Annotated in this window: 23 protein-coding genes and 3 tRNA genes; 10 read left to right on the forward strand and 16 right to left on the reverse strand. The window is 41.3% G+C overall.

Translation table 11 applies throughout. The features are described 5' to 3' along the window. The first annotated feature begins 4 nt into the window (after positions 1 to 4). Positions 5 to 919: a DMT family transporter gene (locus WA249_RS00195; RefSeq protein ID WP_336165840.1), complete on the forward strand. Its 915-nt coding sequence runs from the start codon at positions 5 to 7 to the stop codon at positions 917 to 919. Here the strand turns inward: WA249_RS00195 and coaE are convergent. From coaE to pilB, 4 genes are read right to left on the reverse strand one after another with little or no spacing between them, the layout of a single operon-like run. Further along, a complete protein-coding gene (gene coaE / locus WA249_RS00200) occupies positions 916 to 1,512 on the reverse strand; it encodes a dephospho-CoA kinase (protein ID WP_336165842.1) in 597 nt (198 codons plus the stop codon). The genes WA249_RS00195 and coaE overlap by 4 nt on opposite strands. Before the next feature lies 1 nt (position 1,513). Further along, positions 1,514 to 2,374: a prepilin peptidase gene (locus WA249_RS00205; protein ID WP_336165843.1), complete on the reverse strand. Its 861-nt coding sequence runs from the start codon at positions 2,372 to 2,374 to the stop codon at positions 1,514 to 1,516. Then, positions 2,374 to 3,600, reverse strand: a complete 1,227-nt coding sequence (locus WA249_RS00210; protein ID WP_336165844.1) for a type II secretion system F family protein — start codon at positions 3,598 to 3,600, stop codon at positions 2,374 to 2,376. The genes WA249_RS00205 and WA249_RS00210 overlap by 1 nt, the downstream gene beginning before the upstream one ends. Positions 3,601 to 3,627: 27 nt before the next feature. Continuing rightward, the gene (gene pilB, locus WA249_RS00215; protein ID WP_336165845.1) at positions 3,628 to 5,340 is read right to left on the reverse strand and encodes a type IV-A pilus assembly ATPase PilB; all 1,713 of its coding nucleotides are present in this window, start codon (positions 5,338 to 5,340) and stop codon (positions 3,628 to 3,630) included. A 291-nt stretch (positions 5,341 to 5,631) separates the two neighbouring features. Here pilB and tpiA point away from each other — a divergent pair, with 291 nt between their 5' ends. The 9 genes from tpiA (at position 5,632) to WA249_RS00260 (ending at position 12,564) form a co-directional block, all read left to right on the forward strand. Beyond that, entirely contained in the window at positions 5,632 to 6,426 is a 795-nt protein-coding gene (gene tpiA / locus WA249_RS00220) for a triose-phosphate isomerase (protein ID WP_252610624.1), read from the forward strand. A 12-nt stretch (positions 6,427 to 6,438) separates the two neighbouring features. Beyond that, positions 6,439 to 6,768 (forward strand): preprotein translocase subunit SecG, encoded by a 330-nt coding sequence (gene secG, locus WA249_RS00225; RefSeq protein WP_336165847.1) that lies wholly within the window; start codon positions 6,439 to 6,441, stop codon positions 6,766 to 6,768. Between the two features lie 56 nt (positions 6,769 to 6,824). After that, positions 6,825 to 6,909 (forward strand) — tRNA-Leu (locus WA249_RS00230). Positions 6,910 to 6,949: 40 nt separating this feature from the next. Then, a tRNA-Met gene (locus WA249_RS00235) sits at positions 6,950 to 7,026 on the forward strand. 89 nt (positions 7,027 to 7,115) lie between these two features. Further along, a tRNA-Met gene (locus WA249_RS00240) sits at positions 7,116 to 7,192 on the forward strand. Positions 7,193 to 7,407: 215 nt separating this feature from the next. Further along, on the forward strand, positions 7,408 to 7,932 hold the full coding sequence (gene rimP, locus WA249_RS00245) for a ribosome maturation factor RimP (protein ID WP_336165848.1): 525 nt from the start codon (positions 7,408 to 7,410) through the stop codon (positions 7,930 to 7,932). 36 nt (positions 7,933 to 7,968) lie between these two features. Next, positions 7,969 to 9,453, forward strand: a complete 1,485-nt coding sequence (gene nusA / locus WA249_RS00250; protein ID WP_016139435.1) for a transcription termination factor NusA — start codon at positions 7,969 to 7,971, stop codon at positions 9,451 to 9,453. Positions 9,454 to 9,463: 10 nt separating this feature from the next. Further along, entirely contained in the window at positions 9,464 to 12,163 is a 2,700-nt protein-coding gene (infB, locus tag WA249_RS00255; RefSeq protein ID WP_336165849.1) for a translation initiation factor IF-2, read from the forward strand. Continuing rightward, positions 12,163 to 12,564: a ribosome-binding factor A gene (locus WA249_RS00260; RefSeq protein ID WP_336165850.1), complete on the forward strand. Its 402-nt coding sequence runs from the start codon at positions 12,163 to 12,165 to the stop codon at positions 12,562 to 12,564. The genes infB and WA249_RS00260 overlap by 1 nt, the downstream gene beginning before the upstream one ends. 51 nt (positions 12,565 to 12,615) lie before the next feature. On the opposite strand, the gene WA249_RS00265 is transcribed toward WA249_RS00260, so the two are convergent. The 12 genes from WA249_RS00265 to WA249_RS00320 form a co-directional block, all read right to left on the reverse strand. Beyond that, on the reverse strand, positions 12,616 to 13,020 hold the full coding sequence (locus WA249_RS00265) for a Na+/H+ antiporter subunit G (RefSeq protein WP_336165852.1): 405 nt from the start codon (positions 13,018 to 13,020) through the stop codon (positions 12,616 to 12,618). A gap of 12 nt (positions 13,021 to 13,032) precedes the next feature. Next, positions 13,033 to 13,308: a monovalent cation/H+ antiporter subunit F gene (locus tag WA249_RS00270; RefSeq protein WP_004795001.1), complete on the reverse strand. Its 276-nt coding sequence runs from the start codon at positions 13,306 to 13,308 to the stop codon at positions 13,033 to 13,035. Continuing rightward, positions 13,305 to 13,832 carry a Na+/H+ antiporter subunit E gene (locus WA249_RS00275; protein ID WP_336165853.1) on the reverse strand — a complete coding sequence of 176 codons (528 nt, stop codon included), beginning with the start codon at positions 13,830 to 13,832 and terminating at the stop codon, positions 13,305 to 13,307. Before WA249_RS00275 ends, WA249_RS00270 begins: the two co-directional genes overlap by 4 nt. Before the next feature lie 2 nt (positions 13,833 to 13,834). Next, positions 13,835 to 15,646 (reverse strand): monovalent cation/H+ antiporter subunit D, encoded by a 1,812-nt coding sequence (locus tag WA249_RS00280; protein ID WP_336165854.1) that lies wholly within the window; start codon positions 15,644 to 15,646, stop codon positions 13,835 to 13,837. Continuing rightward, on the reverse strand, positions 15,646 to 16,014 hold the full coding sequence (locus WA249_RS00285) for a Na+/H+ antiporter subunit C (RefSeq protein WP_336165855.1): 369 nt from the start codon (positions 16,012 to 16,014) through the stop codon (positions 15,646 to 15,648). The genes WA249_RS00280 and WA249_RS00285 overlap by 1 nt, the downstream gene beginning before the upstream one ends. Beyond that, complete coding sequence (locus WA249_RS00290; RefSeq protein WP_336165856.1) at positions 16,011 to 18,863, reverse strand: monovalent cation/H+ antiporter subunit A; 2,853 nt, start codon at positions 18,861 to 18,863, stop codon at positions 16,011 to 16,013. The genes WA249_RS00285 and WA249_RS00290 overlap by 4 nt, the downstream gene beginning before the upstream one ends. A 316-nt stretch (positions 18,864 to 19,179) precedes the next feature. Then, on the reverse strand, positions 19,180 to 20,571 hold the full coding sequence (locus tag WA249_RS00295; RefSeq protein ID WP_336165857.1) for an AAA family ATPase: 1,392 nt from the start codon (positions 20,569 to 20,571) through the stop codon (positions 19,180 to 19,182). Between the two features lie 23 nt (positions 20,572 to 20,594). After that, a complete protein-coding gene (locus WA249_RS00300) occupies positions 20,595 to 22,097 on the reverse strand; it encodes a UvrD-helicase domain-containing protein (protein ID WP_005301860.1) in 1,503 nt (500 codons plus the stop codon). Positions 22,098 to 22,106: 9 nt separating this feature from the next. Then, entirely contained in the window at positions 22,107 to 22,880 is a 774-nt protein-coding gene (hisIE, locus tag WA249_RS00305) for a bifunctional phosphoribosyl-AMP cyclohydrolase/phosphoribosyl-ATP diphosphatase HisIE (protein WP_336165858.1), read from the reverse strand. 174 nt (positions 22,881 to 23,054) lie between these two features. Further along, on the reverse strand, positions 23,055 to 23,441 hold the full coding sequence (locus WA249_RS00310; RefSeq protein ID WP_336165859.1) for a VOC family protein: 387 nt from the start codon (positions 23,439 to 23,441) through the stop codon (positions 23,055 to 23,057). A 26-nt stretch (positions 23,442 to 23,467) separates the two neighbouring features. Next, positions 23,468 to 24,781, reverse strand: coding sequence for an FAD-dependent oxidoreductase (locus tag WA249_RS00315; protein WP_336165860.1), 1,314 nt, complete (start codon positions 24,779 to 24,781; stop codon positions 23,468 to 23,470). 122 nt (positions 24,782 to 24,903) lie between these two features. Continuing rightward, a complete protein-coding gene (locus WA249_RS00320; RefSeq protein ID WP_336165862.1) occupies positions 24,904 to 26,523 on the reverse strand; it encodes an ABC1 kinase family protein in 1,620 nt (539 codons plus the stop codon). Positions 26,524 to 26,535 lie beyond the last annotated feature (12 nt).

A 26,535-nucleotide genomic window follows, 5' to 3' on the forward strand; every position in this document is an offset into this window, starting at 1 on the left:
TGATATGTCTCCCCGTAAGCAAGGTTATTTCTTTGTATTGGTGACCATGTGCATTTGGGGCGGGTTTACGCTTTTTGCCCGTTTAAATGCACAGTGGCACATCAGTGCTTGGGATATTGCCGCACTGCGCTTCGCTATAGCCTTCCTAATTTTAATGCCTATTCTAATCTATAAAAAAGATCTCGCTTTTTTATGGAGTAAGCATGCGGTTATTTTGGCCCTGATTGGCGGGGTCATTTATTGTCTCACTGTCTATACCGCTTTTCTCTATGCTCCCGCTGCGCATGCTGCAATTTTCTTAAATGGCTGTATCCCAATTTGTACTGCGTTTGCAGCATACATTTTATTTAGGCAGCCATTTGATAAACATACATGGGCTAGTCTCGCAATCATGATCGCGGCTTTGGCCCTTATGAGCGCTTTGATGTTGCAAGGTAATGCCTCTGCTTTTGGAATAGGTGATTTACTCCTTTTTATTAGTGCGATTTGGTGGGGTATTTTCACTGTGTTACTTAAACAGTGGAAACTGTCTGCTTGGCACTCAATGGCAAGTGTTGCGATTTGGTCTGCGATTATTTATTTGCCGATCTATGTTTTATTTTTGCCTAAGCACTTCATGGAAGTCAGTCCTGTTCATTTAGCGATACAGGGCATTTTTCATGGCGTATTTGTCGTTATTATTGCAACTCTGACTTATGTAGCTGCGATTCAGAGACTTGGTGCTTTTAAAACAGGAAGTATTGTGACTTTGGCGCCGTTTATTGCTGCAATATTGGCTGTGCCATTGTTGGGTGAGGCACTCAGTCCATCTATTGTGGTGGGCTTGGTTGGAATGGGAGTAGGTGCCTTACAACCTTGGCGATGGTTTCGACCAGATAGCTTGGCACAAAAAATTAAACAGCAAAATAAACCAAATTAATTTGTGCGTTTCAAATAACTTTGATGTAACGGCTCTAATTGTTGATGTAAATGTTCGAGTAATCCATCATTAAACACAATGTCATTGGCTAGTTCGCGTTTACGCTCGCGTGACATTTGTGCTGCAATAATTTTTTGGATTTGTTCTTGGTTTTGCCCATCGCGCTGGCTGGCACGCTGAATTTGAGTTTGTTCACTCGCATCAACTAATAAGGTGTGATTAACAAGTTGATGCTGGTTGGTTTCAAAGAGTAATGGAGAAACCAAAATCACGTAGGCGCTACGCGGATTTTGTAATTGCTGAATAATAGATTGGCGGATGGCTGGATGCGTAATTTGCTCAAGCGTTTGTCTGGCTTCGGGGTTTTGAAAAATATACTCGCGTAGGGCACGACGGTCTAAACTTCCGTCTGCTTGAAGTACCCAGTCTCCAAAAGTTTGTTGAATTTTTTGAAGAGCAGGTTGGCCTTTTTCAACCACTTCGCGAGCAACAATATCGGCATCGACGACTTGTATTCCTTGAGATTCAAACCATTGTGTTGCAGCAGATTTTCCGCTGCCAATTCCACCTGTGACTCCCAGAATAAAAGCCATCTTAACCTCCCAAATAGATTTTCATAATCTGGTCACCCCATAAAAAGGCAACCCAGCCTGCAATGGCAATATACGGCCCAAAGGCAAAGGGCTGATTGTCATTACGTAGTTTTAGTAAAATGATGCCAATAATTGCACCTAGTAAAGATGACAATAGCACAATTAATGGCAGCATCAATGGCCCCATCCATGCGCCTAAGGCGGCAAGCAACTTAAAGTCGCCATAACCCATGCCTTCTTTGCCTGTAATGACTTTAAACAGGTAATACACAATCCATAGACATAAAAAACCAATGAGATAACCCCAAATGGCTGAAGTGGGTGTGGTGTAAATGCTAAAGGTGTTAATGCCTAAGCCAAGTGCTGCTAAAGGCAAGGTAAAACGATCGGGTAGTAGCTGAGTATCAAAATCAATAAATGTTAAAGCAATCAGCACCCAAGTCAGGACTAGTCCCAAAAGCATTTGTATGGTTGGGCCAAACACCATGACCACAACCAGTGAACATGCCATTGTTAATAGTTCGATGGCTGGGTAGCGCATGCTAATCGCATGCCCACAATGTCCACATTTACCTTTTAAAGCTAACCAACTGATGACAGGAATATTCTGATACCAACGAATGGGCTGATGGCACTCTGGACATGATGAAGCAGGCTTACTTAATGTCAGCTTTTCATGGTCTATAATGGGTTGTTCAGGATCGAGTAGCATTTGACATTCTTGCTGCCAATCTTGTTCCATCATTTTTGGGGTGCGATAAATCACGACATTAAGAAAGCTACCAATACACAGGCTCAATAATGCAACTGCAATATAAAGTGCAGTTAAGTTTTGAATAAAATAAGCAATAATTTCCTGCATTATACGACTGAGCCCATTTGGAAAATTGGAAGATACATAGCAATTACCAGACCGCCTACCAGTACTCCTAAAATTGCCATAATTAAAGGTTCCATCATTGAAGTTAAACCATCAACGGCATTATCAACTTCATTTTCATAGTACGTTGCAACTTTATCGAGCATGCTGTCTAGTGCACCAGATTCTTCACCAATTGCGACCATTTGTATAGCCATAGATGGAAAGCGATTTGATACACGCATCGCAAATTGAAGTTGTTGACCTGTAGCAACATCTTCACGAATTTTCATTACAGCTTGTTCATAAATAACATTATTGGTTGCACCAGCCGTTGATTCAAGCGCATCAATGAGTGGAACACCTGCTGCAAAAGTGGTCGCTAAAGTACGGCTGTAGCGGGCAATAATCGCCTTATAAACCAGATCACCAAAAATAGGCAACTTAAGAGTGAGTTTGTCTAAACCATCACGGAATTTTTTACTGCGCTTTTTAGCTTCCAGAAATGCGGCAATAATCGCACCAATCACAATAATCATAATGAACCAGTATTCCTGCATCCATTTCGACATATTTACGACCATTTGGGTAAACGCAGGCAAATCTGCACCGAAGGAAGAGAACAGATCTTGGAAGACAGGAACTACTTTAACCATCAAAATAATGGTGACGATTACCGCGACCACAACAACTGTTGCCGGGTATTTCATGGCCTTCTTGATTTTCTGCTTGAGCAATTCACTTTTTTCTTTGTAAATTGCCACGCGATCCAGCATCGTTTCAAGCGCACCAGATTGCTCGCCGGACTCTACAAGAGAGCAAAACAATTTGTCGAAGTGCTGTGGATACTTTCTTAAAGCAGATGCAAAAGTACTACCACCTTCAACTTCACCTTTAATACCGAGTACCACCTCGCGCATAGCTGGGTTTTCTAAACCTTCCGCCACAATTTCAAAGCCTTGTACCAAGGGAACACCAGCTTTCATCATGGTTGCAAGTTGTCGGGTAAAAATTGTGATATCAAGTGTTGATACTTTTTTCTTGAATAAACCCTCAAGAATATTTTTACGCTTTTCCCGAATATTACGAACAGTTATACCTTGTTTGCGCAGGGTGACTTTGGCTAAAGCCATATTTTTAGCCGGAAGTTCTCCCTTGATTTTTACGCCCTTACGGTCAACCCCTTCATAAGTAAAAGTCGGCATCAATTGTGCCTTTTTGACAGTCATGACATTATCCTTATTTTAAATTGTCTTTTATGCACTGGTCACGCGGTTGACTTCTTGTAAAGAAGTAACACCTTGCATGACTTTCTTTAAACCTGAGCGACGTAGATTACTAAACCCCAATTTTTCAGAAGCAGCAGCGATTTCTAAAGCGTTGCCATCTTCCATAATAATCTTGGAAATTTCAGGTGTGACTTTCATTACTTCATAAATACCAACTCGACCTTTGTAACCCTCACGACATTCTGGACAACCGACTGGTTGAAAAACTTGAAAATCGTGGTGTGTTAGATCTTGTTCGGTGAAACCCATTTCCAATAGGCTTTGTTTAGGAATGTCAGTAGGTACTTTACATTGTGGGCATAACCGACGTGCCAAACGTTGAGCAATGACCAGATTGACCGATGTCGCAATATTGAAAGATGGAACTCCCATATTGCGTAGACGAGTCAGTGTTTCAGGTGCGCTGTTGGTATGTAGTGTGGACATTACCATATGACCGGTCTGAGCAGCCTTAATCGCAATTTCAGCTGTTTCTAAATCACGAATCTCACCGACCATAATAATGTCAGGATCCTGACGTAAGAATGACTTAAGCGCAGCCGAAAAAGTAAGGCCTACTTTCGGGTTCACATTAACCTGATTAATGCCTTCAAGGTTAATCTCGACTGGATCTTCGGCAGTAGAAATATTGGAACTTTCAGTATTTAAAATATTGAGGCCTGTATATAAAGATACTGTTTTACCGGAACCTGTAGGGCCGGTAATTAAAAGCATCCCTTGTGGCTTATCTAATGCTTCCATAAAGAGCGCTTTTTGCTCTTCTTCATATCCCAGAGCATCAATTCCCAGCATGGCACTCGATGGATCGAGAATACGTAGAACCAGCTTTTCACCAAATAAGGTCGGAAGAGAGTTCACACGAAAATCAATTGCTTTAGATTTCGATAGCTTGAGCTTGATACGACCATCTTGAGGAACACGCTTTTCGGAAATGTCCATTTGAGACATCACTTTTAAGCGTGAAGCCAGACGATTAGCCAGTTGCAAAGGCGGATTTGCAATTTGACGCAAAACGCCATCAACCCGATAACGGACCCGATACGATTTCTCATAGGGCTCAAAGTGCAAGTCTGAAGCCCCCATACGAATGGCATCTATTAATAACTTGTTAACATATTTAACAATAGGTGCTTCATCGCCCTGAGGAGTTTCATCATCCTCTTCTGGAGCGGTGGAGGTGTCAAGATCTACATCAAGGTCAAATTCTTCATCACTAAACTCAAAACTGCTTTCTTCAGTAAATTGCTGCGCCAGAATTTTCTCGAGTTTATGGTGCTCGACAATAACTGGTTCAACCATAAGCTTGCTATTGAAACGAATAGCGTCAATAGCATCAATATTGCTGGGGTTACTGGTTGCAACATATAAAATCTGTCCTCTTTGTACGAGAGGCAAGACCCGATGTTTTAAAATCAGTTTCTGGTCGACCAAATCTTTAGGAATCTGGCTGGTATCGAAAACATCCAGATCAAAAAATGGTTCAGCAAATTCAATAGAAATTGTTTCAGCTAATAAAGAAGGGGAGAGATGAACCTCTTCAATCAGGTACGCAACCGTATCCTGTTTAGCTCTTTTTGCTGCATCTAATGCTGTTTGCATGGTCGCTGCCGACACATGTTTTTCTTCGACTAATCGTCGAAAAAACCCCGAAAATTTTGGAGATGTATGTATGACTGACATCTGCCTACCTGTGCTCATATGTTTATAATTGGTATATAAAAAATTATACTTTTGTTATCTAAAATTACTACCTGAGAAAATGATGCTCTCGTCTTGGTCCGATTGTCAAAGCTTGAACCAGTCGAAGTTTTTATTCATTAATTTTTGAAAGGTGTGGCTTTTGGCTCAATAAAGTTTTACGACTGTTTTCAAATAGTAGAAAAGATATGAGCAATCCTGTTAAAGAAAAGTATCTGAAATTTGTAGAAATGCGTGTAGAATGTGCTGCATTTTTGATGAAAGGTGAGCCGTATGTCGGGTTCGACGATTACGCCTTGGGTGGTTGGCAACTGGAAAATGAACCCAATGCGTGCCAATGCCAAACAACTTATAGAAGAATTTAAACAACTATTGCAACAAAACGAAATTGCAGATGAAAGCTGCCATGTCGGGGTTGCTCCAGTTTCTATTGCACTTGCAATGGTACAAACACAATTGCAAGATGCTGCAAAAACAGTATATACAGTTGCACAAGATGTATCGCGTGTAGCAGGTACAGGTGCCTATACAGGTGAAGTCAGTGCAGAATTATTAAAAGATAGCCAAATTAATTTTGTATTGGTGGGTCACTCTGAACGCCGTGATTTATTAGGTGATAACGTTGAAATTTTGAAGGCAAAACTCCAAAACTCTTTAAATGCAGGCTTAACTGTCATTTATTGTGTGGGGGAAAGTCTTGAACAACGTGAACAAGATTTGGCAGAGCAGGTTGTATTGCAACAAATCTGTGATATAGCTCCTATCGTGACCGCAGAGCAGTGGCAAAAGCAAATTGTAATTGCTTATGAGCCAATCTGGGCAATTGGTACAGGTAAAACTGCTTCACCACAAGATGCACAGGCAATGCATGCTAAAATCCGTGAAGGTTTAAGTCAGATTACCTCAGCGGGTCCAGACATTGCGATTTTATATGGCGGTAGTGTAAAAGCTGAAAATGCAGTCGAGTTGGCCGCATGTCCAGATATTAATGGCGCGTTGGTTGGAGGTGCTTCGTTAAATGCAGCATCTTTTTACCAAATCGTACAAGCCTTTGCACAAAGTAAATAACGAGGATAGGGTATGCACTCTTTTGTACTGATCGTACATATTATTTTAGCGGTACTGATGATTGGCTTGATTCTAGTGCAACACGGTAAAGGTGCTGATGCTGGTGCCTCTTTCGGTGGCGGTGGAGCAGCAACTGTATTTGGCGCATCGGGTTCAGCTAATTTCCTTACTCGCCTCACTGCTGTTTTAACAGCCTTGTTTTTTGTGACTAGTTTAACCTTAGCTGTTTTTGCGAAAAAGCAAACCACTGAGGCTTATAGTTTGAAAACTGTACAAACTACTGCGCCAACACCAGCTACATTGCCTGAAACTTCACCAACTGCACCAAAAACGACTCAATAATTCGAAATAGGGCTTCCCTTTTGTAGTGGGAAGCACTAGAATGCGTCCCACAAGCTGCGGTGGTGGTGGAATTGGTAGACACGCTACCTTGAGGTGGTAGTGCCTTCGGGCGTGGGGGTTCAAGTCCCCCCTTCCGCACCAGCTTTTAACCAGAAAGTTGATGCGAGTAGTTTGTTTTTGTTGCGGGATGGAGCAGTCTGGTAGCTCGTCGGGCTCATAACCCGAAGGTCGTTGGTTCAAATCCAGCTCCCGCTACCAATTTGATTAAGGTGCAACTTAATCAGGCAAATATCTAGTAAGTTTACATTGACTTTATTTGATATTTGTATATAATTTTTGCACGTTGATGCGGGATGGAGCAGTCTGGTAGCTCGTCGGGCTCATAACCCGAAGGTCGTTGGTTCAAATCCAGCTCCCGCTACCAAGTTTCTTAAAAGAGGCTCACAGACAAGTGGGCCTTTTTGCACAGTGGATTATTGTTTTCTGTGCAAGATAGGGGCGATTAACGCCCTTTTTTATTGGTTATCGTATCGCTATCGTGTAGTTTCGACATCAATTGGTCAAATAGTCATGCTTCACTATAGTAGGTCTGTGTCGGTTAAAACAACCGATTGAATCGCACGAGAATGACGAGAGTAAATGAAATTATCAAATAAATCCCAAGCATTGCATGACTTAATTGTTCCTGCAGTACAAGCATGTGGTGTCGACCTTTGGGGAATCGAATTTATCCCACAAGGTAAACGTTCATTATTGCGTATTTATATCGATAAAGCGGTAAGTGATGATGCTGAACCAGTACTTAATGAAGATGGTGAAGTAGAACAAGGCCGTGGTATTGGTGTACAAGATTGTGTGCGTGTAACACAACAAGTTGGCGCAATGCTGGATGTTCATGATCCAATTTCAGGTGAGTATTCATTAGAAGTTTCTTCACCGGGCTGGGATCGTCCATTTTTTCAATTAGAACAGTTACAAGGCTACATTGGACAACAAATTGCTTTGCGTTTGATTGCAGCAGTAGAAAACCGTCGTAAATTTCAAGCAAAACTTATCTCAGTAGACCTTGAAAATGAAGAAATTCAGGTTGAAGTTGATGGGAAGCACGTGCTTGAGATCGACAGCAACAATATCGATAAAGCAAACTTGATCTATCAAGATTAAATTTATTAAATTTTATAAGAAATCGGTAGGTGACTTATGGGCCGCGAAATTCTTACCGTTGTTGAAACGGTTAGTAATGAAAAAGGTGTTAGTCGTGAAGCGATCTTCGAGGCTTTAGAACAAGCTCTAGTTGCTGCAACGAAGAAAAGATTTTACGAAGGTACGCATGCTGAAGAAGCTCAGCTTCGTGTAGAAATCGATCGTAAAACTGGTGATTACAGCACGTTCCGTCAATGGACTGTTGTGGCAGATGAAGATCATGAAATGCCAGCTTGCCAAGATGCGATTTCTGACCTTGACCCATCTAAATGGTCAATTGGTGATGTACGTGAACTCGAAGTAGAATCTATTGAGTTTGGTCGTATCGCTGCACAAATTGCAAAACAAGTTATCGTACAAAAAATTCGTGAAGCTGAGCGTGCTTTAGTTGCTGATGCATACGAGTCTAAAGTTGGTGAGTTGATTTACGGTGAAGTGAAAAAACAAACCAAAGATGGCTTTATTATCGATTTAGGCGACAACGCTGAAGCTTATCTTGCGCGCGAAGAAATGATTCCTAAAGAAATTCTTCGTCCGAAACAACGTATGAACGCTATTTTATACAATGTGAACCGTGAAGGTCGTGGCGCTCAGTTGTTGTTATCACGCGCTAAGCCTGAAATGTTAATTGCTTTAATGAAAAAAGAAATTCCTGAGATTTCTGAAGAAATTATTGAAATTAAAGCAGCGGCACGTCAACCAGGCGTTCGTGCTAAAATTGCAGTGAAAACAAATGACCATCGTATTGACCCTGTGGGTGCATGTATTGGTATGCGTGGTACGCGTATTCAAGCAGTACAACAAGAGTTAAACGGTGAACGTATTGATGTAGTGGTCTGGTCTGATGATCCAGCTCAGTACATTGCAAGTGCATTAGAACCAGCTGATGTTTCAGGCATCGTGCTTGATGAAGATGCAAGAAGTGCTGATATTATTTTTGCAACCAGCGATCAATTGGCTCGTGCGATTGGCTCACAAGGCCAAAATGTTCGCTTGGCTTCTGATTTAACTGGCTACAAACTCGACATGATGCTTGAAGAAGAGTATCGTGCTCGTCAGCAAAATGAAGCTCAGCAATATCTTGACATGTTTGTATCACGTCTCGATATTGAAGAAGATTTAGCAATGGCATTGGTGGAAATGGGCTTTACCTCTTTAGAAGAGATTGCTTATGTTCCAGCTGAAACTTTTGACGAAATTGAGCTTGATGCCGAATTGGTTGAGTTATTGCAAAGTCGTGCAAAAGAAGCAACACTTACTGATGCTTTGAAACAGCAAGAAAATATTCAAGAACCGAGTGCAGACCTTCTAACAATGGAAGGCATGACTTCTGAGATCGCTTACTCGCTTGCCGCTCGCGGTATTATTACTGTCGATGATTTGGCAGATCAGGCTACTGACGATATCTCTGATATTGAAGGACTTGATCATGAAAAAGCAGGTCAATTGATCATGAAAGCTCGCGAATCATGGTTTAACTAGGAGATGAAATATGACGGACAAGTCAATTAAAGAGTTAGCTCTCAGTGTAGAACGTCCTGTTGAGAAGCTCCTAGAACAGGCTCGTGAAGCAGGTTTGCCTCAACGTACAGCAGACGATATTATTACCACTGAACAACAGAATACTTTAGTCAATCATTTGAAAAAAGTGCATGGTCAGGAAAGTGGTAACACAGGAAAAATTGCGTTGAAACGTAAAACAACCAGTACCGCTAAAGTTGCAAGTACTTCAGGTAAAGCAAAAACAATTAACGTAGAAGTACGTAAAAAACAGGTTTTTGCTAAACCAAACCCTGAACAAATTGCAGCTGAAGCTAAAGCACGTGTAGAAGCTGATGCTAAAACACGTGTAGAACAACAAACGCGTGACACTGCACAGCAAAACGCGCGTCTTCAAACAGAGCAAAAAGCAAAAGCAACTTTAGATGCTATGCGTGTTGCTCATCAACAAGATAGCGCTGCGCAGACAGCTCCTAAAGCTGCTGTAGTAGTGAAAAGACGTGGTGGTGGTACAGTAAAACCTGCACCAAAACCAGCAGAAACATTAGAGCAAAAGAAAGCACGTGAAGCACAAACAGCTCAGTTAAAAGCAACTGAAGAAGCTGCGCGTCGTAAAGCGGCTGAAGAAGCTCAGCAACGTACACTTGAACAAATGCGCAAAATGGCGTCTAAGTATTCAAGTGACGAAGCTACTACGACAATTCGTGTGATTGATGATTCTCCACTTGCTTCAGGTCTAGTTGGCCAAGCTTATGAAGATTCATTTAAGCAAGAAGACCGTGAAATTAAACGCGGTAGTGCAACCACTAACCCTCGTGCGGGTAAAAAAGGTGGTCGTCGTGGTCAAGAAGAGCAAAGCTTTGTTAACCATAATAAACGTGGTTTAAAATCAAGCCAGGCAAATAAGCATGGATTTGAAAAGCCAGTTAAAAAGCAAGTTTATGATGTAGAAATCGGTTCAAGCATTGTTGTTGCCGATCTTGCTCAAAAAATGGCGATTAAAGTACGTGAAGTTATCAAATCACTTATGAAAATGGGTGAGTTGGTTAATCAGGAACAAGCTATTGATCAAGATATAGCAGCACTTGTTGTTGAAGAAATGGGCCATAACCCTGTTTTAGTTTCCGATACTCAAGCGGAAGATAACTTGCTTGAAGCGGCTGAAGAAGCACGTGGTGAGCAAACAACTCGTCCGCCAGTTGTTACCATTATGGGTCACGTTGACCATGGTAAAACATCATTGCTTGACCGTATCCGTCGTTCGAAAGTGGCGGCAGGCGAAGCAGGTGGTATTACCCAGCATATTGGTGCATATCACGTTGAAACAGACAAAGGAATTATTACGTTCCTTGATACACCGGGACATGCTGCATTTACTTCAATGCGTGCACGCGGTGCTAAAGCAACGGATATCGTTGTATTGGTTGTTGCAGCAGATGATGGTGTAATGCCGCAAACTGCAGAAGCAATTGACCATGCGCGTGCAGCAGGAACTCCAATTATTGTTGCAATCAACAAGATGGATAAAGAATCTGCTGATGTAGACCGTGTGTTAAATGAATTAACAACGAAACAAATCGTTCCAGAAGAATGGGGTGGTGATGTTCCGATTGCTAAGGTTTCTGCACACAGTGGACAAGGTATTGATGAACTCCTTGACTTAATTCTTATTCAATCAGAATTGATGGAATTAAAAGCATCTGCTGAAGGTGCTGCACAAGGTGTTGTTATTGAAGCGCGTGTTGATAAAGGCCGTGGTGCAGTAACTTCTATTCTTGTTCAAAACGGTACATTAAACATTGGTGACCTTGTTCTTGCAGGTTCATCATATGGTCGTGTACGTGCAATGTCTGATGAAAATGGTAAGCCTATTAAATCAGCAGGACCATCTATTCCAGTAGAAATTCTGGGTCTTCCAGAAGCTCCAATGGCAGGTGATGAAGTTCTTGTTGTAAATGACGAGAAGAAAGCACGTGAAGTTGCTGATGCTCGTGCTGATCGTGAACGTCAAAAACGTATTGATCGTCAAAGCGCAATGCGTCTTGAAAATATCATGTCGTCAATGGGCAAAAAAGATGTTCCTACAGTGAACGTTGTTTTAAGAACAGACGTACGTGGTACTTTAGAAGCATTGAATGCAGCTTTACTTGAATTATCTACTGATGAAGTAAAAGTTCGTGTAATTAGTTCGGGTGTTGGTGCGATTACTGAGTCTGATGTGATTCTTGCTGAATCTTCAGAAGCTGTATTGTTGGGCTTTAACGTTCGTGCTGATACGACTGCTCGTCAGAGAAGTGACCAAGACGGTATCGATATTCGTTACTACAGCATCATCTATGAATTGATTGATGATGTGAAAGATGCCATGAGCGGTAAACTTGCTCCTGAACATCGTGAAACTATCTTGGGTGTTGCTGAAGTACGTGAAGTATTCCATTCAAGTAAGTTTGGTGCAGCAGCAGGCTGTATGGTACTTGAAGGTGTATTGCATCGTAATAAACCGATTCGCGTATTACGTGATGATGTGGTTGTGTTCCAAGGTGAGCTTGAATCTCTTCGTCGCTATAAAGAAGTGGTTGAAGAAGTTCGTGCCGGTATGGAATGTGGTCTTGCGGTGAAAGGTTATAAAGACATCAAAGTCAAAGATAAAATTGAAGTCTATGATGTTCAATTGATTAAACGGAGTCTTTAATGGCGGGTAGCCAACGCTTAAAGCGCATGGCGGATACAGTACAACGTGAGTTGTCTGAGCTGATCCGTCAGGAGCTTAAAGATCCTCGCTTAGGTGGTCTAGTGACCATCTCTGCGGTGAAAGTCAGTGCAGACATGGGTTATGCTGAAGTTTATGTCACCGTAATGGGACGTGAGCTTGGTGATGAGCAAAGTGAAGCAGCAAATAAAGAAACTTTAGAGGTATTAAATAAAGCTTCTGGTTTCTTGCGTCATGAATTGAGCCGTCGTATCAAGACACGTATTACGCCAAGATTGCGTTTCCATTATGACAAGACTAATGCGTATGGTAACTATATGTTTGGTCTGATCGAAAAAGCGGTAAATGATTTACCGAAACACGAATCAGATGAAGAACAGTAATATTAAAAATAAAAAGCCACCTTCGGGTGGCTTTTTTATTGGCTGGTTTTTTTAGTCTTTAGGAGGGTCCATAGGAGGTTTGTTTTGTGAGAAACGCTGTCCAATTTTATAACGGTCCCATGGCAAGGGGCGTTCAATTGACTCAGGAACTTCTCCGCTCAATGAGCGCAAACGTAAATGTAGCGCAGCTTGAGCAATTAAATTTGCTGAAACCGGTGCGGTAATAAAAGCTAAAAGTGTGATCAGTAGCTCGGCAAAACCAAAGCGGCCTTGAAAAGCAAAAAAGATCATAGACGCAATCAAAAAGCTGCCTAATCCTAACGTACTCGACTTTGTGGGTGCGTGTAAACGCATGAATAAGTCAGGCAAGCGCACCATACCAATCGAGCCGACTAACATAAAGAAAGCGCCAAAAACCAGAAAGACCGAAACAATAATTTCCATTATGAACTGCATTTTGATCTCTCCTTAATCGATTACATGACCAGTTGTGAAGTAACGTGCTAAGGCTGCTGTAGATACGAAACCTAGCATCGCAACCAGTAGAGCTCCTTCAAATAAAGAGGTCGTCATCCAATAAATGCCTAAAACAACAATGAGGCAAGTTGCATTTAAGAAGAGAGTATCGAGTGCTAAAAGCCGATCTACAATTGATGGGCCTATGACCAATCTGAAGAGGCAAAGTAGCATAGAGATGGTAATGGCAATTGAGCTAATACCTAGAGCATAGGGTAGGATGGTCATGCACTTGCCTCCGTTTTGCTTTTTACATCAAAAATTTCCATAAGTGGAATTTCATAACGTTGTTTGATGTCTTCAATATCAGATTCCGTATTATCTGTGCTCAAAGCATGAACCAGAATATCTCCACGTTCCTGATCAATGCCCGCAGATACCGTACCAGGCGTTGTGGTAATGATCATTGCCAGTAAGGTATTAACCTGCTCATGTTCTGTTTCTAGCGGTACACGATACCATTTAGGATGTAAATTTTTGGTAGATCCCAAAACGAGTTTTGCCACTCGAAAGTTAGAAATAACAATATCCCAAAGAACCACAAAGCATAATTTAATAGCTGGTTTCCAGTGAATATGCGGTGTACGGGTGATAAACGGTTTAACTAAACGAGGAATTATTAAACCCAACAGTACTGCCATCAGAATGTCACTAGCATCAAGACTATGTGACAGCATCAGCCAAAATAAAATGATAAGAACGGAAACAAATGGATGTGGAAACCAACGTTCAAGCAAATGAGATAACTGCATTGTTATGGCTCCATAGGTTTCAATTGACTTTCATCAACAATGGTAGGTGTTTGTATTTTTTCCTGCTGCTGAATTTGTCGATGTTTATATTCCGAAATATGTTCACCATTGAAGGTATCTTTCGAAATAATATCTGGGACAAGATAAGCATTATGATCTTTAACTTCACCACCATATTTAGTTTCTGGTAGGTAAGCAGGGTCAAATGGTTGTACGCTGATAGCTTCACCATTTTTATCTACTTTAAGAATAGTGCGTTGGTAAAGTGCATGGTCTTGAATCTGCTGGGCAGTACTTAATGTGTAATGCTGAATAGGTGCAGCAAAGACGACATAAGCGATTAAGCCGGCAAGTAACACATAAATCACTTGATCATTACGTGGTGGTGCTCGTTCTGGTAATGCTCGATAAATAATATACGCTGGATGGATTGGATCTTGCTCTGGTGGTGTTGCTCGCCAGAACAAGATAAAACCAACTCGTGTTAGAGCAATAATACTTAATAGGCTCACAACAAGCACAACACCAATGATCCAGCCTTGATAGCTAGCTTCAACTGTCGCTTGTAAAATAAATACTTTTCCAAGGAAACCACTAAAAGGTGGTAAACCCGCGAGCATCATGGCAATCAAGAAATAAGTCAGCATAGCCGCTTTTTCTTGTTTGATTCTTGGAGCAACTTTTAAATGATCTTTAAAATCTCCACGTTGTGAAGTTATCCATCCACAAAATAGATAAAAAGCCGCTCCAATCAGCGTACTGTGCACTAAGTAATATAAAGCACCAGACCATGCTTGTGTATTCGACATGGCAATTGCTGTGAGCAAGGTACCAATTGAAGAAAGCACCATGAACCCGACAAAGCGACGTAAACGATCTGCTCCAATTGCTGCAATCACACCGTAAAGTGAAGTAATCAAACCAATCGGAAGTAACCAGCTTTTTAAGATTTCTTGACTAAGTGCATCGTCAAATACGGTTCCATTTACACGCAAAATCGAATAGATCCCGACCTTGGTCATAATGGTGAAAATTGCAGCCACAGGTGTACTTGCAACAGCATAAGTTTTTGGTAGCCAAAAACCGACAGGAAGCATCGCTGCTTTAATACCAAACACTACAAATAAAAGTAGGGCACCTGCTACGGCTAATTTGTGTTGATCTGCTTCAAGTGTTGGAATAAGGCGTGAAACATCCGCCATGTTGAGGCTACCTACACTGCCATAAATCATACCAAGGCCGATTAAGAAGAGGGCAGAGGCTAACAGATTGATAATGACATAATGAACGCCAAGCTGAAAACGTGGTTTGCCTTGTCCATGTAGAAGCAAAACATACGAAGCCATCAACAAGATTTCAAAAAAGACGAAAAGGTTAAATAAATCGCCTGTTAAAAATGCTCCGCAGATACCCATTAACAAGAAATGAACCATGGCATGAAAATAGCGACCACGGGTATCCCAATTGTCGCTTGCATACCATAAAACTGGAACGACTAACGCATAGGTCAGTACCAGCATAAAAGCAGAAAGACGATCTAACACGAGCACAATACCAAACGGTGCTGACCATTCACTCAACTGGTAAGTGGTAATTTGACCTGTGCTTGCAAAGCTTAAATATACAATTGCAGTAATTAATCCAGCAATTGCGGAAACAAGACTAATGCCTCGACGCCATGGTTGTCGCCAGTCATCTTTTAACGCACCTGCACCTGGGTTGCCTAGCAGTAATAATATAAAAGCAGTAAATGCCGGAATGAGAATGCTAAAAATAGGCGCATGTTCTTGCCAGAAAGATAAAAAATCAAACATTACGGCTCATCCTCGCGTGGGTCGTATGTTGGAGAGATGTCTTCTTTAGCATCAACATGATCACTACCTGATTCATAACGGCTACGCAGCGCCAGTTGTACAATAAAAGCGGTTGTTGCAAAACCGATCACAATAGCTGTTAACACTAGCGCTTGAGGTAGTGGATCGGTTATTTTTGTTGTTTCAGTTAAAATTGCGGGTGAGCTGATGTGTAAGCGGCCCATAGCAAATAAAAATAGGTTTACAGCATAGCCAATTACAGCTAATCCAAGCACGACAGGGAAAGTACGAGCACGTAAAATCAGATAAATACCTGTGGCAACAAGTAAACCAATCGCAGAAGCCAATAAGAATTCTAAACTGATCATGATGATTCCTCCCGATGTGGTACTACAGGACCAGCCATGCTTGAGTGGCGAGAGTCTCCTAATACCGAGATGAGCAACATCGTTGCGCCAACCACGGTGATATAAACCCCTAAGTCAAAACTCGCAGCTGAAGCCAAATGTAGTTTTCCTAGAATTGGTAATTCAACGTATACATGCGCGCTGGTAAGGAATGGGCGCAACCAGAACCATGCAGCTACGCCAGTAAGCCCAGCAATGATTAATCCTGATCCAATCCAGACTTCATAAAGACGACCTGATTTCACTTTGAGTAATTGTTCAGTTTGGTCTTGGCCTAGCGCAATATATTGAATGATTAACGCCATTGAGGTGATTAGACCTGCAATGAAGCCACCACCCGGATAGTTATGACCTCGCATAAAGATATAAACACTCACGACAAGCGCTAATGGCAATACCCAAGAAGCTGTAATACGGAACATGAGCGGAGATGGATTAAAACGGTAGGTGAGACCTTGGGTCATGGTTGTGCCATGTACACGCATACCATCCATGAGGCAAAGTGAACCAATAGCAGCAATGCCTAATACCGTAATTTCACCAAAGGTATCGAAACCACGGAAGTCAACTAAAATGACGTTTACAATATTTGAGCCGCCACCAAGTGGTAAAGACTGCTGTGCAAAGAACCATGAAATCGAATTATGATCACGGGTTAAAATCAGCCACGCAATCCAGCCTATTCCTAAGCCTCCAATAATCGCTAAAGCAGCATCTCTTAAACGTCTAGAACGAAGAGATTCATACGGCGTTAGCTGTGGAAGTAAAGATAAACTCATTAATAAAAGAACAGTGGTTACAACATCTACGGTAATTTGAGTCAGTGCCAAATCTGGAGCCGACATGGTAACAAACACCATCGTTACAACCAGACCAATTGCACCACTAATAAGAACTGCTTTAATACGCTCATGATGAAACCACAGCATCATCCAGCAACCTGAGAATAAAGTCAGCCAGAGAACGATGGCAATCCATGGGGCATGAGTAAGTTCACGTGTGCCTGTAGTGAGCCCTTGATTAAGTAGCGGCATAGTTACCATGATGACGCTAAAAGCAATGATCATGAACAAGTAACTTTGCAATGAGCCATTTTCAGTTTTTTGTTTGATTTTTCGGCTAGTGAGCAACAGATGTTTTAAAAATAAATCAAATAAAATGCGGCCTTGAAATTTGCCAAGACGTGGGTCAAGGTCAATTTTACGAATCATGCCATCTTTTGCCAAAGCAAAATAGAACAGTGAGCCGCCCACTAAAGCAATAATACTCATCACCAGAGGAGCATTGAATCCGTGCCAGATCGCAAGATGAGTTCCTGCAAATTCTGGTTGCATCAAGCTTGCTCTCGTTACGCTATTTACCAGTGGTTCTACCAACAAAGAAGGTAAAACGCCGACCAGGATACATAACACAGCAAGAAGAAGAGCTGGTGCGCGCATGCCCATAGGCGGTTCATGTGCATCTTTATTTGGTACCTGTTTACCAATCGGACCATCAAAAAACACGCCGTGCACTAAGCGGATTGAATAACTCACTGCAAAAATACCAGCAAGCGTTGCAATAATGCTGGCAAAAACAACTGCTGAACCTGAAAGATTCGCCAATAGCTCGGTAAAGAACATCTCTTTAGAAATAAAGCCATTGGTGAGTGGTACACCTGCCATAGAGGCAGCGGTGATCATGGTTAATGTGGCAGTGAAAGGAAGTAATTGCCAAATACCACTGAGTTTTCGAAGATCACGTGTACCCGTTTCATGGTCAATGATCCCTGCAATCATAAAGAGTGCAGCTTTAAATGTTGCATGGTTAATAATATGAAAAATAGCAGCAGCAACTGCTAAAGGCGAACCGATACCAAGTAAACAAACAATGAGTCCTAAATGACTAATAGTTGAATAGGCGAGCAAACCTTTTAAATCTTCTTTAAAAATGGCAAAACATGCTGCCATACAAAGTGTAAACAGGCCGATAAATGTCACGATATTGTGATAGATCGCAGCGCCTACAAAAATTGGCAGTAAGCGGGCAAGTAGAAAAATACCTGCTTTTACCATGGTCGCAGAGTGTAGGTAAGCAGACACCGGAGTTGGTGCTGCCATTGCATTTGGTAACCAAAAATGAAATGGAAACTGAGCACTCTTCGTAAATGCACCAAGCAAAATAAGCAATAGCATTGGAACAAATAGAGCATGGGCTTGAATGGCATCTTTCATGCCCATGATGTCACTAATTTCATAGGTTCCGGTGATTTGTCCTAATAGAACAAATCCACCCAACAACGCCAAACCGCCCATCCCTGTAATAGTGAGCGCCATTCGAGAGCCGCGTTGCGCAGCTTCATAATGACTCCAGTAACCCACTAACAAGAAAGATGAAATACTGGTGAGCTCCCAAAAGACTAATAAAATAATAAGATTATTAGAGAGCGAAATTCCCAGCATTGCTGCCATAAACAGCATGAGTAAAGCATAAAGTTTGCTTAAAGAGTTTTTAGGGCCAAGATAGTAATAGGCGTATATATAAATGAGGGTACCGATACCGGTAATAAGTAAAGAAAATAGTAAACCAAGAGCATCGAGTCTGAAGCTTAGATTAATTCCTAGTTGAGGTAACCAATCCCAGCTTTGTTGAATGCTTGCACCACCAAGCACAGTTTTAGCTTGAGCCAGTAATAAACCAAAACTGGTTAAACTGACTCCAATTGCCCCTAAAGCCGTTACTCCACGAGAGAATCGTTGAAGCAATGAAACAAGGGTGGTGCCTAATATTAACGGTAATAAGATAATTATCGGTAGCACACTCGTATCCATATGTGATTTAGGCCGAAACCTAAAGGTGAATTTTTAATTTCAGAATAGATAGGAATTCAAAGAGAGTTCCAAGGCTTTGTTATTCTGAAAACCCGACCAAATTAGAAAATAAAGCGAGAAACAAGTTGTATTGCGCAACTTGAAGAATAAAAACGCAAAATGAAATTTATTGTACACTAAAAAAGCAGTAAAAATCTGATGTTATTACATGTAGTAACAACATCTAGTTATTTTTGAAGCTAAAAAATCTGACTCAACCATATATTTTGTGGCCCTGCTTTTTAATTCTCAAAACAGAGTCGATTGATTATAAAATTTAAACAGAAGGACTTTCTTCTGGTGTATCTCCTGCATGAATCATGCGTAGCAATTCATTTTTTTGTTGTTCATTTAAACCCTGAATCTGCTGAAATAAAATATCAATCTGTGCAGGAGAGGGAGTGGGGTCGATTAAGCTTGGAAGCTGTGCTTCTATATGTGGAACTAATGACTCGCTTCTTTGGAGTAATGTATAGATGTGTTCAAGCTGTTGTTTGGCTGTATTTAAATCAAGATGGCTAATTTTACCATGCTCTAATTTTAAACACTGATAGGCCGAGGCATGTTCTAGTAATTCTTCACGACTTCCAGTTGCAATAATTTGTAAGCGTGGAAATGCTTGATGAAGTTTGTTTAAAATTTCTGAACAATGCTGTGCGTCGAGTTGTGAGTCAATTTGATCAATCAATAAAATTCCCTCACCTTCAAGGCAAGGATTTAGACTTAACGGATTGAGCAAACAGAGTCTGCGGGCGATATCACCCACTAACGCAATCCATGTTTTTATCGTGTTGGAAAGTTGCTGGAAAGGTAGGGTTTGGCCATCATAATCAGCCATGAGTTGAAGCCTAGGTTGATATTGCAAATATAAGTCTTTGAGCTCGGGCAAAACAATATTTAATGCATTTTTAAGTGCGTAGAGATTAGGTGAAGTGAGCTGTTGAGGCTGCCCAGCTAACTCTTTTTGAAGTTCATTTAATAGTTCTGTCTGATCTTGTAAATCTGATTGCTTAGAGATAATACGTTGTACGAGATGCGCAGCTTGAGCATTTTCGATATCACTAATTTCACGTAACCATTCAAAAAAACGCGTGAAGGTTGTGAACGGAACTGGACTAATATCATAGGCTGAAATGGCTTGCGTAATGCCGGGTAAGTTTTTATTGAGTAGATTAATATCATTTACAAATCGCTCGGCTGGGTAGTAAGCGACTAAGGGCAATCCTTGTAACGGATCTTTTTTGATAACTTGTTGATAAAGAGCCGTAGTCTGGTCAAGTTGCTGAGTTTCAACTTGGCTGATTCCAAAGCCACTTGAATTTAGAGTTTTAAAAAGTTTCCAGCTACACAGCGAAGAATCTACCTCTTGAGCAGAGGTACTTTCAGGTAAAGAGCCAATTTCTGGTGGGACCTGAACGGTTACTTCGATTTTTGATTGTAGACGCGATTGAGTAATGTCTTGGTCAGGCATAACAATACCGGGGCTACGTAAATCTTTAAAACGGGCTGGGAACCAAGTTAAAGCATGGTAAGTATGTTTGAGTAACATACTTTTACCCGTTGCTTGTTCACCTAAAATTAAGGTAATCGGCTGTTTTTCATATTGAAACTGTATTTTAAGGTCGAGAAATAGAGCAATATGTTTAAATTGGATAGATTCAAGTTTCATAGGCTCACCTAAATATGAGCGCTTCAACCAACCGATTGACGAAGACTTAAAGGCGCCCTTAGTTTTAATTGTTGTATCAGATCATAAAGATGATGGATATTTAAACTTACTTTAGCACGAGTACAGGCAACGTAAAGTAATCTTAATTCTTCATCACTAATCTTGTGCTCTAAACCATTAATTTTAAATTGATAGTCATCTTCAATATGAACGCGGTTCCATTCTAGCCCTTTCGCTTTGTGAGCTGTGGAGATGACATAATCAGCTTGCTCAAGCGGAGTAATCTTTGCAAGTGCTTTTTTCAGTGGGTCAGTGCCGTGATCATCAACCAGTTTTACTAATGGCTTAATGTCACTACCTTCATTGGTTTCACAGTACTCATGTACATCATGCCATGAGTTAAACCACGCCAATTCAGGAACGTCAGTAACTCGTTTTCCTTGCTTTAATAGGCTGGCAGCGTCTACAAAACGGTTTAGTTTTTGATGATCCGCCTGCAAACTCACTTTATCGCCGTGAACTAAGCCTGCCAGTAAAAGTTCCATTGCACGAGCATTGGTACGGCATAAAATCGCATCACGCATTTTGGTATGCGGTTTATTCACGACACTCGATTTCTGGTTTGGATTACCAAGCAAGGGAACAGTTTCATTTAAACCGCCCAGCAGTGCATTGGCTACATCGGCAATTGTTTCGCCAAAACGAAAAGAAGTGGTTAATCGAGATTCCGGCAAGGGCAATTGTTGCATGGCATTAATTGCACCACGCCAAGCGTAGATTTGTTGATGTGCATCACCGACATAAATAACTTGAGTATTTTTTTGGCGAAGCAAAATGCCTAGCATTAGAGGGTCAGCATCTTGTGCTTCATCAAACAATACGTAGTCAGTAGGAATGTTTGGCTCAGACAATGCCCAAAGTTTGAGATAAATGTCATGCCCAATACCAGCTTGATGGTTTTGGTCAATCGACTCTAGCCAACGTCGCTCTACAGCAGGGTAAAGGTGATTTTGTAATTCGATAATATCGTCTGGATGCAACCAGTTAGGTGCCTGAATATGTCGAGGTGCCGGATATTGTGAGCTGGTCGAGCAAAAATAGCTGACAGCATTTGCGACAAGACTCGCTAGACGGCTTGGCATTAAGACATATTTCTCGTAACGCCCACCCATCATACGTCGTAGCGTAATAGGTTCTAGTCGATATTCTTTAGCAATAAAACTTGGGCTTAGTCGTGGTAGACGTAATTTATCGGTTACACCGCGCGGTACACTACGAAAAGCGAGTGAGTGAAAAGTACGACAGTCCACATTACGATGAAATTTATTTTGTGCTTCACCAGCAATAGCTTTGTTAAATGCTAGATACATACCACGGCGTTCAGGCATGGCATCGCTAATCATTTGTAAGGTGGTGGTTTTACCTGTGCCAGCATAGGCAATCACTTTAAATGACTGCCCAAGACGTGCGTTATCTATAGCAATTGCTTGTTCATAGGTGGCTTTGGGTTTTTCAATATTCGACACTGAGTGATTTTAAACCTTGTTGCGGTTAGCTTTTTCAACTAAACCAGATAAACCCTGACGACGAGCTAATTCGTCAATAATAAGTTGTGGATTAAGATCGAAATAACCCAACATCACAATAGTATGGAACCACAAATCCGCTGTTTCATAAACGAGATCGTTTAAGTGAGCTTCTGAATCCTGTGCAGCAAAATCTTTAGCAGCAATAATTGCTTCTACACTTTCTTCACCCACTTTTTCTAAGATTTTATTGATGCCTTTTTTGTAGAGGCTTGCAACATATGAAGTATCTACTTCAGCTTGCTTACGCTCTTGCATCAATTGCCCTAGGTGAGCAAGTACATCGACTTGTTCTGTGGTGTGAGCATGATCGTGGCTTTCAGTTTTAGCTTTGTCACCATAAATTGCAGTAGGGTCTTTTAATTGTGCGTCTACAATTTCCCAGCCCTGTGGGGTGAGTTTACGATAGAAACAAGACTCACGACCCGTATGGCATGCAATACCACCATGTTGTTCAATTTGTAGAATAATTACGTCGGCGTCACAGTCCAGACGAATTTCATAAACCGTTTGAAAATGGCCTGATTCTTCACCCTTGTGCCAAAGTTTTTGGCGAGAGCGAGAGAAATAAACAGCCTGATTTTTTTCTGCTGTGAGCGCGAGTGCTTCACGGTTCATCCACGCCACCATCAAAATACGTCCGGTTTGATGATGTTGAGCAATGGCAGGGATAAGACCTTGTTCGTTAAATTTTACTTCATCGAGCCATTGCGTGTTATTCATGAGGAATCACCAAAGAAATATGAACTATAAATTGATTTCAATCAGATGCTAAAAAATAGCTTGTATAGTGTACGGCATCAACGTCGCTTTGCGGAAAAATTCTTTGCGCTTTTTGTCTTTGTCGGAGTAATAAGCATCTTGTAACGCTTACCAGTCGGTATCTTATTCAAGTGGCTAAGACGTGAGGATATTTGAAATCTCAATCAAATTTTGATCTGGATCACGAATATAAACTGAAAGAATAGGATGCATTGCACCTGTACGTTCAACGGGGCCTTCCTCAATTGTAATATTTAATTGATTAAGGTGCGCAATCACTTCTGAAATGGGAGTTTCTGAAATAAAACACAGGTCAGCAGATCCGGGAGTCGGCTGTAATGCCTTAGGTTCGAACTCATTACCTTGCTGGTGTAAATTTATTTTTTGATTTCCGAACTTTAAGGCTTTTCTATCACCTTTAAACGTAATGACCTCAAACCCTAATACGGTTTGATAGAAATTACATGTAGTTTCAATATTTGAGACGGTTAAAACTAGATGATCAAGATGGCTAATTTTCATGTGTTACTCACTATCATTTGGTTGGGTTAATAGTCAGACAAAGATTCGTTTTTTAAATTGAAAGTACGGCTTTCTTTAGGAGTTTGAGCTACTCGATCATAATCAATTTGCTGAAATGGACCAGTCTTTAATCCCGAAATTGTGATTGCCATTTCCTTTCGAAAATAGGGGACTTGATACATCCAAGGGAAAACTAAATCTCTTAGACTTCCAGCCCACCAATGATCAGATTGATAAAGTGGTGTTAATAAGCGACTGAGGAATTGATAAAACTGGGTGGATGAGCGGCGATGTTGATGGTAATGCTGCCAGAGTAGGGGCCAGTCAATATTCTGGTTCTTCTTGGCTTGTTGCAATGATTGAGAAAAAGCCCAAGCATCTAATAATGCCATATTTGCGCCTTGACCTAACTGCGGACTCATCGCGTGAGCGGCATCTCCAATCACTCCAATTCTGCCTTGACCAAATTGAGTCATGACGACATCACGGTAGTTTGCAGATAGCCATTTAGGTTGAGTTTGACTGCCGTATAAAATCTCTTTTAGCCATTCTGCAACTTGGGGCCAGCGCTCAGAGACTTGCTTTAACCAAGTTTGTTTAGCTTGCTCATCTTGCAAGAAGCTTTGTAATTGTGGGGTAGGTAAGCTCCAGAAGATACTTGAAAGGCGCTGCTTAGGTTCTGTTGGAATCGCTCCTGTAGGAAGAATTCCCATCATAATCTTCGAGCGATCATAAAATTGATGCAGAATTTCAGAATCGAGTACTTGGCACTCAGGCACGATACTCCATGCAGCACCCCAAGGGTATGCTTGATCAACCTTTACCCATGCTTTTGGGCGTAATTGGCTACGAGCACCATTCGCAATAAGTACAGCATCAAAGCTAGCATCAAACTTTTGATTTTGATGAGTTCCGAATAGTCGAACTTCATCATTATGTTCTTCAAAACTCTCAACAGAATGGTTCATACGCCAAGTAATTTGGTTCGAATACTCTCTAAGCTTTTGGGTGAGTACATGACATAAAGTGGCTCGGTGTATACCTAAACCATAGAGATTTGTAGATGCTTCATGATAGTGACTGTTAACTAAAAGACGCTTGTTGGGAAGTTGCCCCTCTAGCCCCGTTACTTTGGCTCCTAATGTTAGAGCCTTATCGAGCACACCTAAATGTTCAAATACTGCTAAGCCCGCAGGTTGTAGTAATAAACCTGCTCCTACTGGAGATAACTCATCAACTTGTTCAAAAATAGTAACGTTATTACCTTCACGGGCGAGCAAAATCGCAGTGGCTAAACCTGCAGTACCTGCACCAATAATGGCAAAATGAGGTGTTTTCATTGTTTGTTCTTTTCAAGCATTTATGAGCGCTAATTTAGCAATGAACGAATAAGCGATCTATATTTTTTAAAAATTAAAGTTAGCCATAAAAAAATCCCTTGCACTTACAAGGGATTTAGAAGTTATTTCAATATACGCCAAAGAGCCAATAAACTGCTTAGCACAATCAAAATAACCGAAACAAACCAAGGACTAATAATCGCGATGGTCAATAAAATCAACATGCTACTACCGAACATCCAACTGCGGCGTTGTTGATGTTCCATTTGCAAACGAAGTTGCTGCATTTCGCGTAACTGACGGTCTTGCCAAGCAGACTGATTTTTTAAACCATTTAAACTATCAACAATTAAGCTTGGGAAATCTTGAGCACCTAAAAGCAGGTCGGGTAGTTGCTGACCTAACTCTTTTATATTTTTGACTGGGTTCATGTTGGCCTTGACCCATTCAGTCAAAATTGGTTTTGCCAATTTCCAGATGTCGAGCTGCGGGTAAAGATCGGTCCCTAGGCCTTCGACATGCACTAAAGTCTTTAGCAACAACATGAGTTGTGGTGGAATCTCTAAATGGAAGCGACGGGCAATATCCATCACTTGAATCAAGATACCAGCAAAATCAAGTTGATCCATCGGTTTAGATACCATTGGGCCAACGGTGCGACGCATTTCACGCGATAGCGCATCTTGGTCTGAACCCGGTGGAATCCAGCCAGCTTGATGCACAATTTGAATGAGCTGCATAAAGTTGCTGTTCATTACAGCAAGCAACATGCGGGCAATAGTCATCTGGTCATGCTTAGATAACTCACCCATAATTGCACAGTCGAGTGCAATAAAGCGTGGATTGCTTGGGTTAATTGTTTCTACAAAGACATTGCCAGGGTGCATGTCGGCATGGAAAAAGTTATCGCGGAATACTTGCGTAAAGAAAATGGTTAATCCTTTTTCTGCAAGTTGTGCGCGGTCCATGCCTAGACGGTCGAAGGTTGCCGTATCTGAAATAGGTACACCTGTAATGCGCTCTGCCACCATGACATCTTTGGTGTCCATGTAGACTTCAGGCACATACATCATGGTTGAGCCAGTAAAATAATGGCGCATACGACGGGTGTTATCTGCTTCAATACTCAAGTCCAGCTCATTTAAGATAATCTGGCGGTAGTCTTGAATAATTTCAGAGAGATGTAAGGCGCGAGCAGCTTCAAGGCGGCTTTCTAGTGTGTTGCCTAACCATGCCAAGATTTCAAAGTCTTGCAAAATCTGGTTGCGAATATCAGGGCGAGTCACCTTAATAACGACTTCACGACCATCGTGCAAAGCAGCAGTATGAACTTGTGCAATTGAAGCAGCTGCTAATGGCTGGTCATCAAATCGTGCAAACAAGGTATTTACGTCAGCTTTTAACGAATCTTGAATACGTTGTTTGGCAACATTGATATCAAACGGTTTGACCTGATCTTGAAGTAAGACCAATTGAGCGAGTATTTCAGGTGGAATCAAATCACGTCGAGTTGACAGTAATTGTCCGAGCTTAATTGCGAGCGGCCCCATCTCTTCTAAAGCTTCTTTTAGCTTTAAAGGATTTTTACGTTCGCGACTAGACCATGCAGCTGGGTGCATTTTAATAACACTTAATGCACGTTGAGCTTTAACTGGTAGTTCATCCGCCGGGAACAACGTATCGAGTCTATAGTGCGCTGCAATACGCCAAAGTTCGAGTAAACGTGAAACGTGCGGAATCATATACAGTCTTAC

The sequence above is a fragment of the Acinetobacter sp. 161(2023) genome (assembly GCF_037027805.1).
GTDB lineage: Bacteria > Pseudomonadota > Gammaproteobacteria > Pseudomonadales > Moraxellaceae > Acinetobacter.

Excerpts from the sequence above, each read along its gene's own strand:
- WA249_RS00195 (WP_336165840.1), top strand. The coding sequence starts at position 5 with ATGTCTCCCCGTAAGCAAGGTTATTTCTTTGTATTGGTGACCATGTGC.
- coaE (WP_336165842.1), bottom strand. The coding sequence starts at position 1,512 with ATGGCTTTTATTCTGGGAGTCACAGGTGGAATTGGCAGCGGAAAATCT.
- WA249_RS00205 (WP_336165843.1), bottom strand. The coding sequence starts at position 2,374 with ATGCAGGAAATTATTGCTTATTTTATTCAAAACTTAACTGCACTTTAT.
- WA249_RS00210 (WP_336165844.1), bottom strand. The coding sequence starts at position 3,600 with ATGACTGTCAAAAAGGCACAATTGATGCCGACTTTTACTTATGAAGGG.
- pilB (WP_336165845.1), bottom strand. The coding sequence starts at position 5,340 with ATGTCAGTCATACATACATCTCCAAAATTTTCGGGGTTTTTTCGACGA.
- tpiA (WP_252610624.1), top strand. The coding sequence starts at position 5,632 with ATGTCGGGTTCGACGATTACGCCTTGGGTGGTTGGCAACTGGAAAATG.
- secG (WP_336165847.1), top strand. The coding sequence starts at position 6,439 with ATGCACTCTTTTGTACTGATCGTACATATTATTTTAGCGGTACTGATG.
- rimP (WP_336165848.1), top strand. The coding sequence starts at position 7,408 with ATGAAATTATCAAATAAATCCCAAGCATTGCATGACTTAATTGTTCCT.
- nusA (WP_016139435.1), top strand. The coding sequence starts at position 7,969 with ATGGGCCGCGAAATTCTTACCGTTGTTGAAACGGTTAGTAATGAAAAA.
- infB (WP_336165849.1), top strand. The coding sequence starts at position 9,464 with ATGACGGACAAGTCAATTAAAGAGTTAGCTCTCAGTGTAGAACGTCCT.
- WA249_RS00260 (WP_336165850.1), top strand. The coding sequence starts at position 12,163 with ATGGCGGGTAGCCAACGCTTAAAGCGCATGGCGGATACAGTACAACGT.
- WA249_RS00265 (WP_336165852.1), bottom strand. The coding sequence starts at position 13,020 with ATGCAGTTCATAATGGAAATTATTGTTTCGGTCTTTCTGGTTTTTGGC.
- WA249_RS00270 (WP_004795001.1), bottom strand. The coding sequence starts at position 13,308 with ATGACCATCCTACCCTATGCTCTAGGTATTAGCTCAATTGCCATTACC.
- WA249_RS00275 (WP_336165853.1), bottom strand. The coding sequence starts at position 13,832 with ATGCAGTTATCTCATTTGCTTGAACGTTGGTTTCCACATCCATTTGTT.
- WA249_RS00280 (WP_336165854.1), bottom strand. The coding sequence starts at position 15,646 with ATGTTTGATTTTTTATCTTTCTGGCAAGAACATGCGCCTATTTTTAGC.
- WA249_RS00285 (WP_336165855.1), bottom strand. The coding sequence starts at position 16,014 with ATGATCAGTTTAGAATTCTTATTGGCTTCTGCGATTGGTTTACTTGTT.
- WA249_RS00290 (WP_336165856.1), bottom strand. The coding sequence starts at position 18,863 with ATGGATACGAGTGTGCTACCGATAATTATCTTATTACCGTTAATATTA.
- WA249_RS00295 (WP_336165857.1), bottom strand. The coding sequence starts at position 20,571 with ATGAAACTTGAATCTATCCAATTTAAACATATTGCTCTATTTCTCGAC.
- hisIE (WP_336165858.1), bottom strand. The coding sequence starts at position 22,880 with ATGAATAACACGCAATGGCTCGATGAAGTAAAATTTAACGAACAAGGT.
- WA249_RS00310 (WP_336165859.1), bottom strand. The coding sequence starts at position 23,441 with ATGAAAATTAGCCATCTTGATCATCTAGTTTTAACCGTCTCAAATATT.
- WA249_RS00315 (WP_336165860.1), bottom strand. The coding sequence starts at position 24,781 with ATGAAAACACCTCATTTTGCCATTATTGGTGCAGGTACTGCAGGTTTA.
- WA249_RS00320 (WP_336165862.1), bottom strand. The coding sequence starts at position 26,523 with ATGATTCCGCACGTTTCACGTTTACTCGAACTTTGGCGTATTGCAGCG.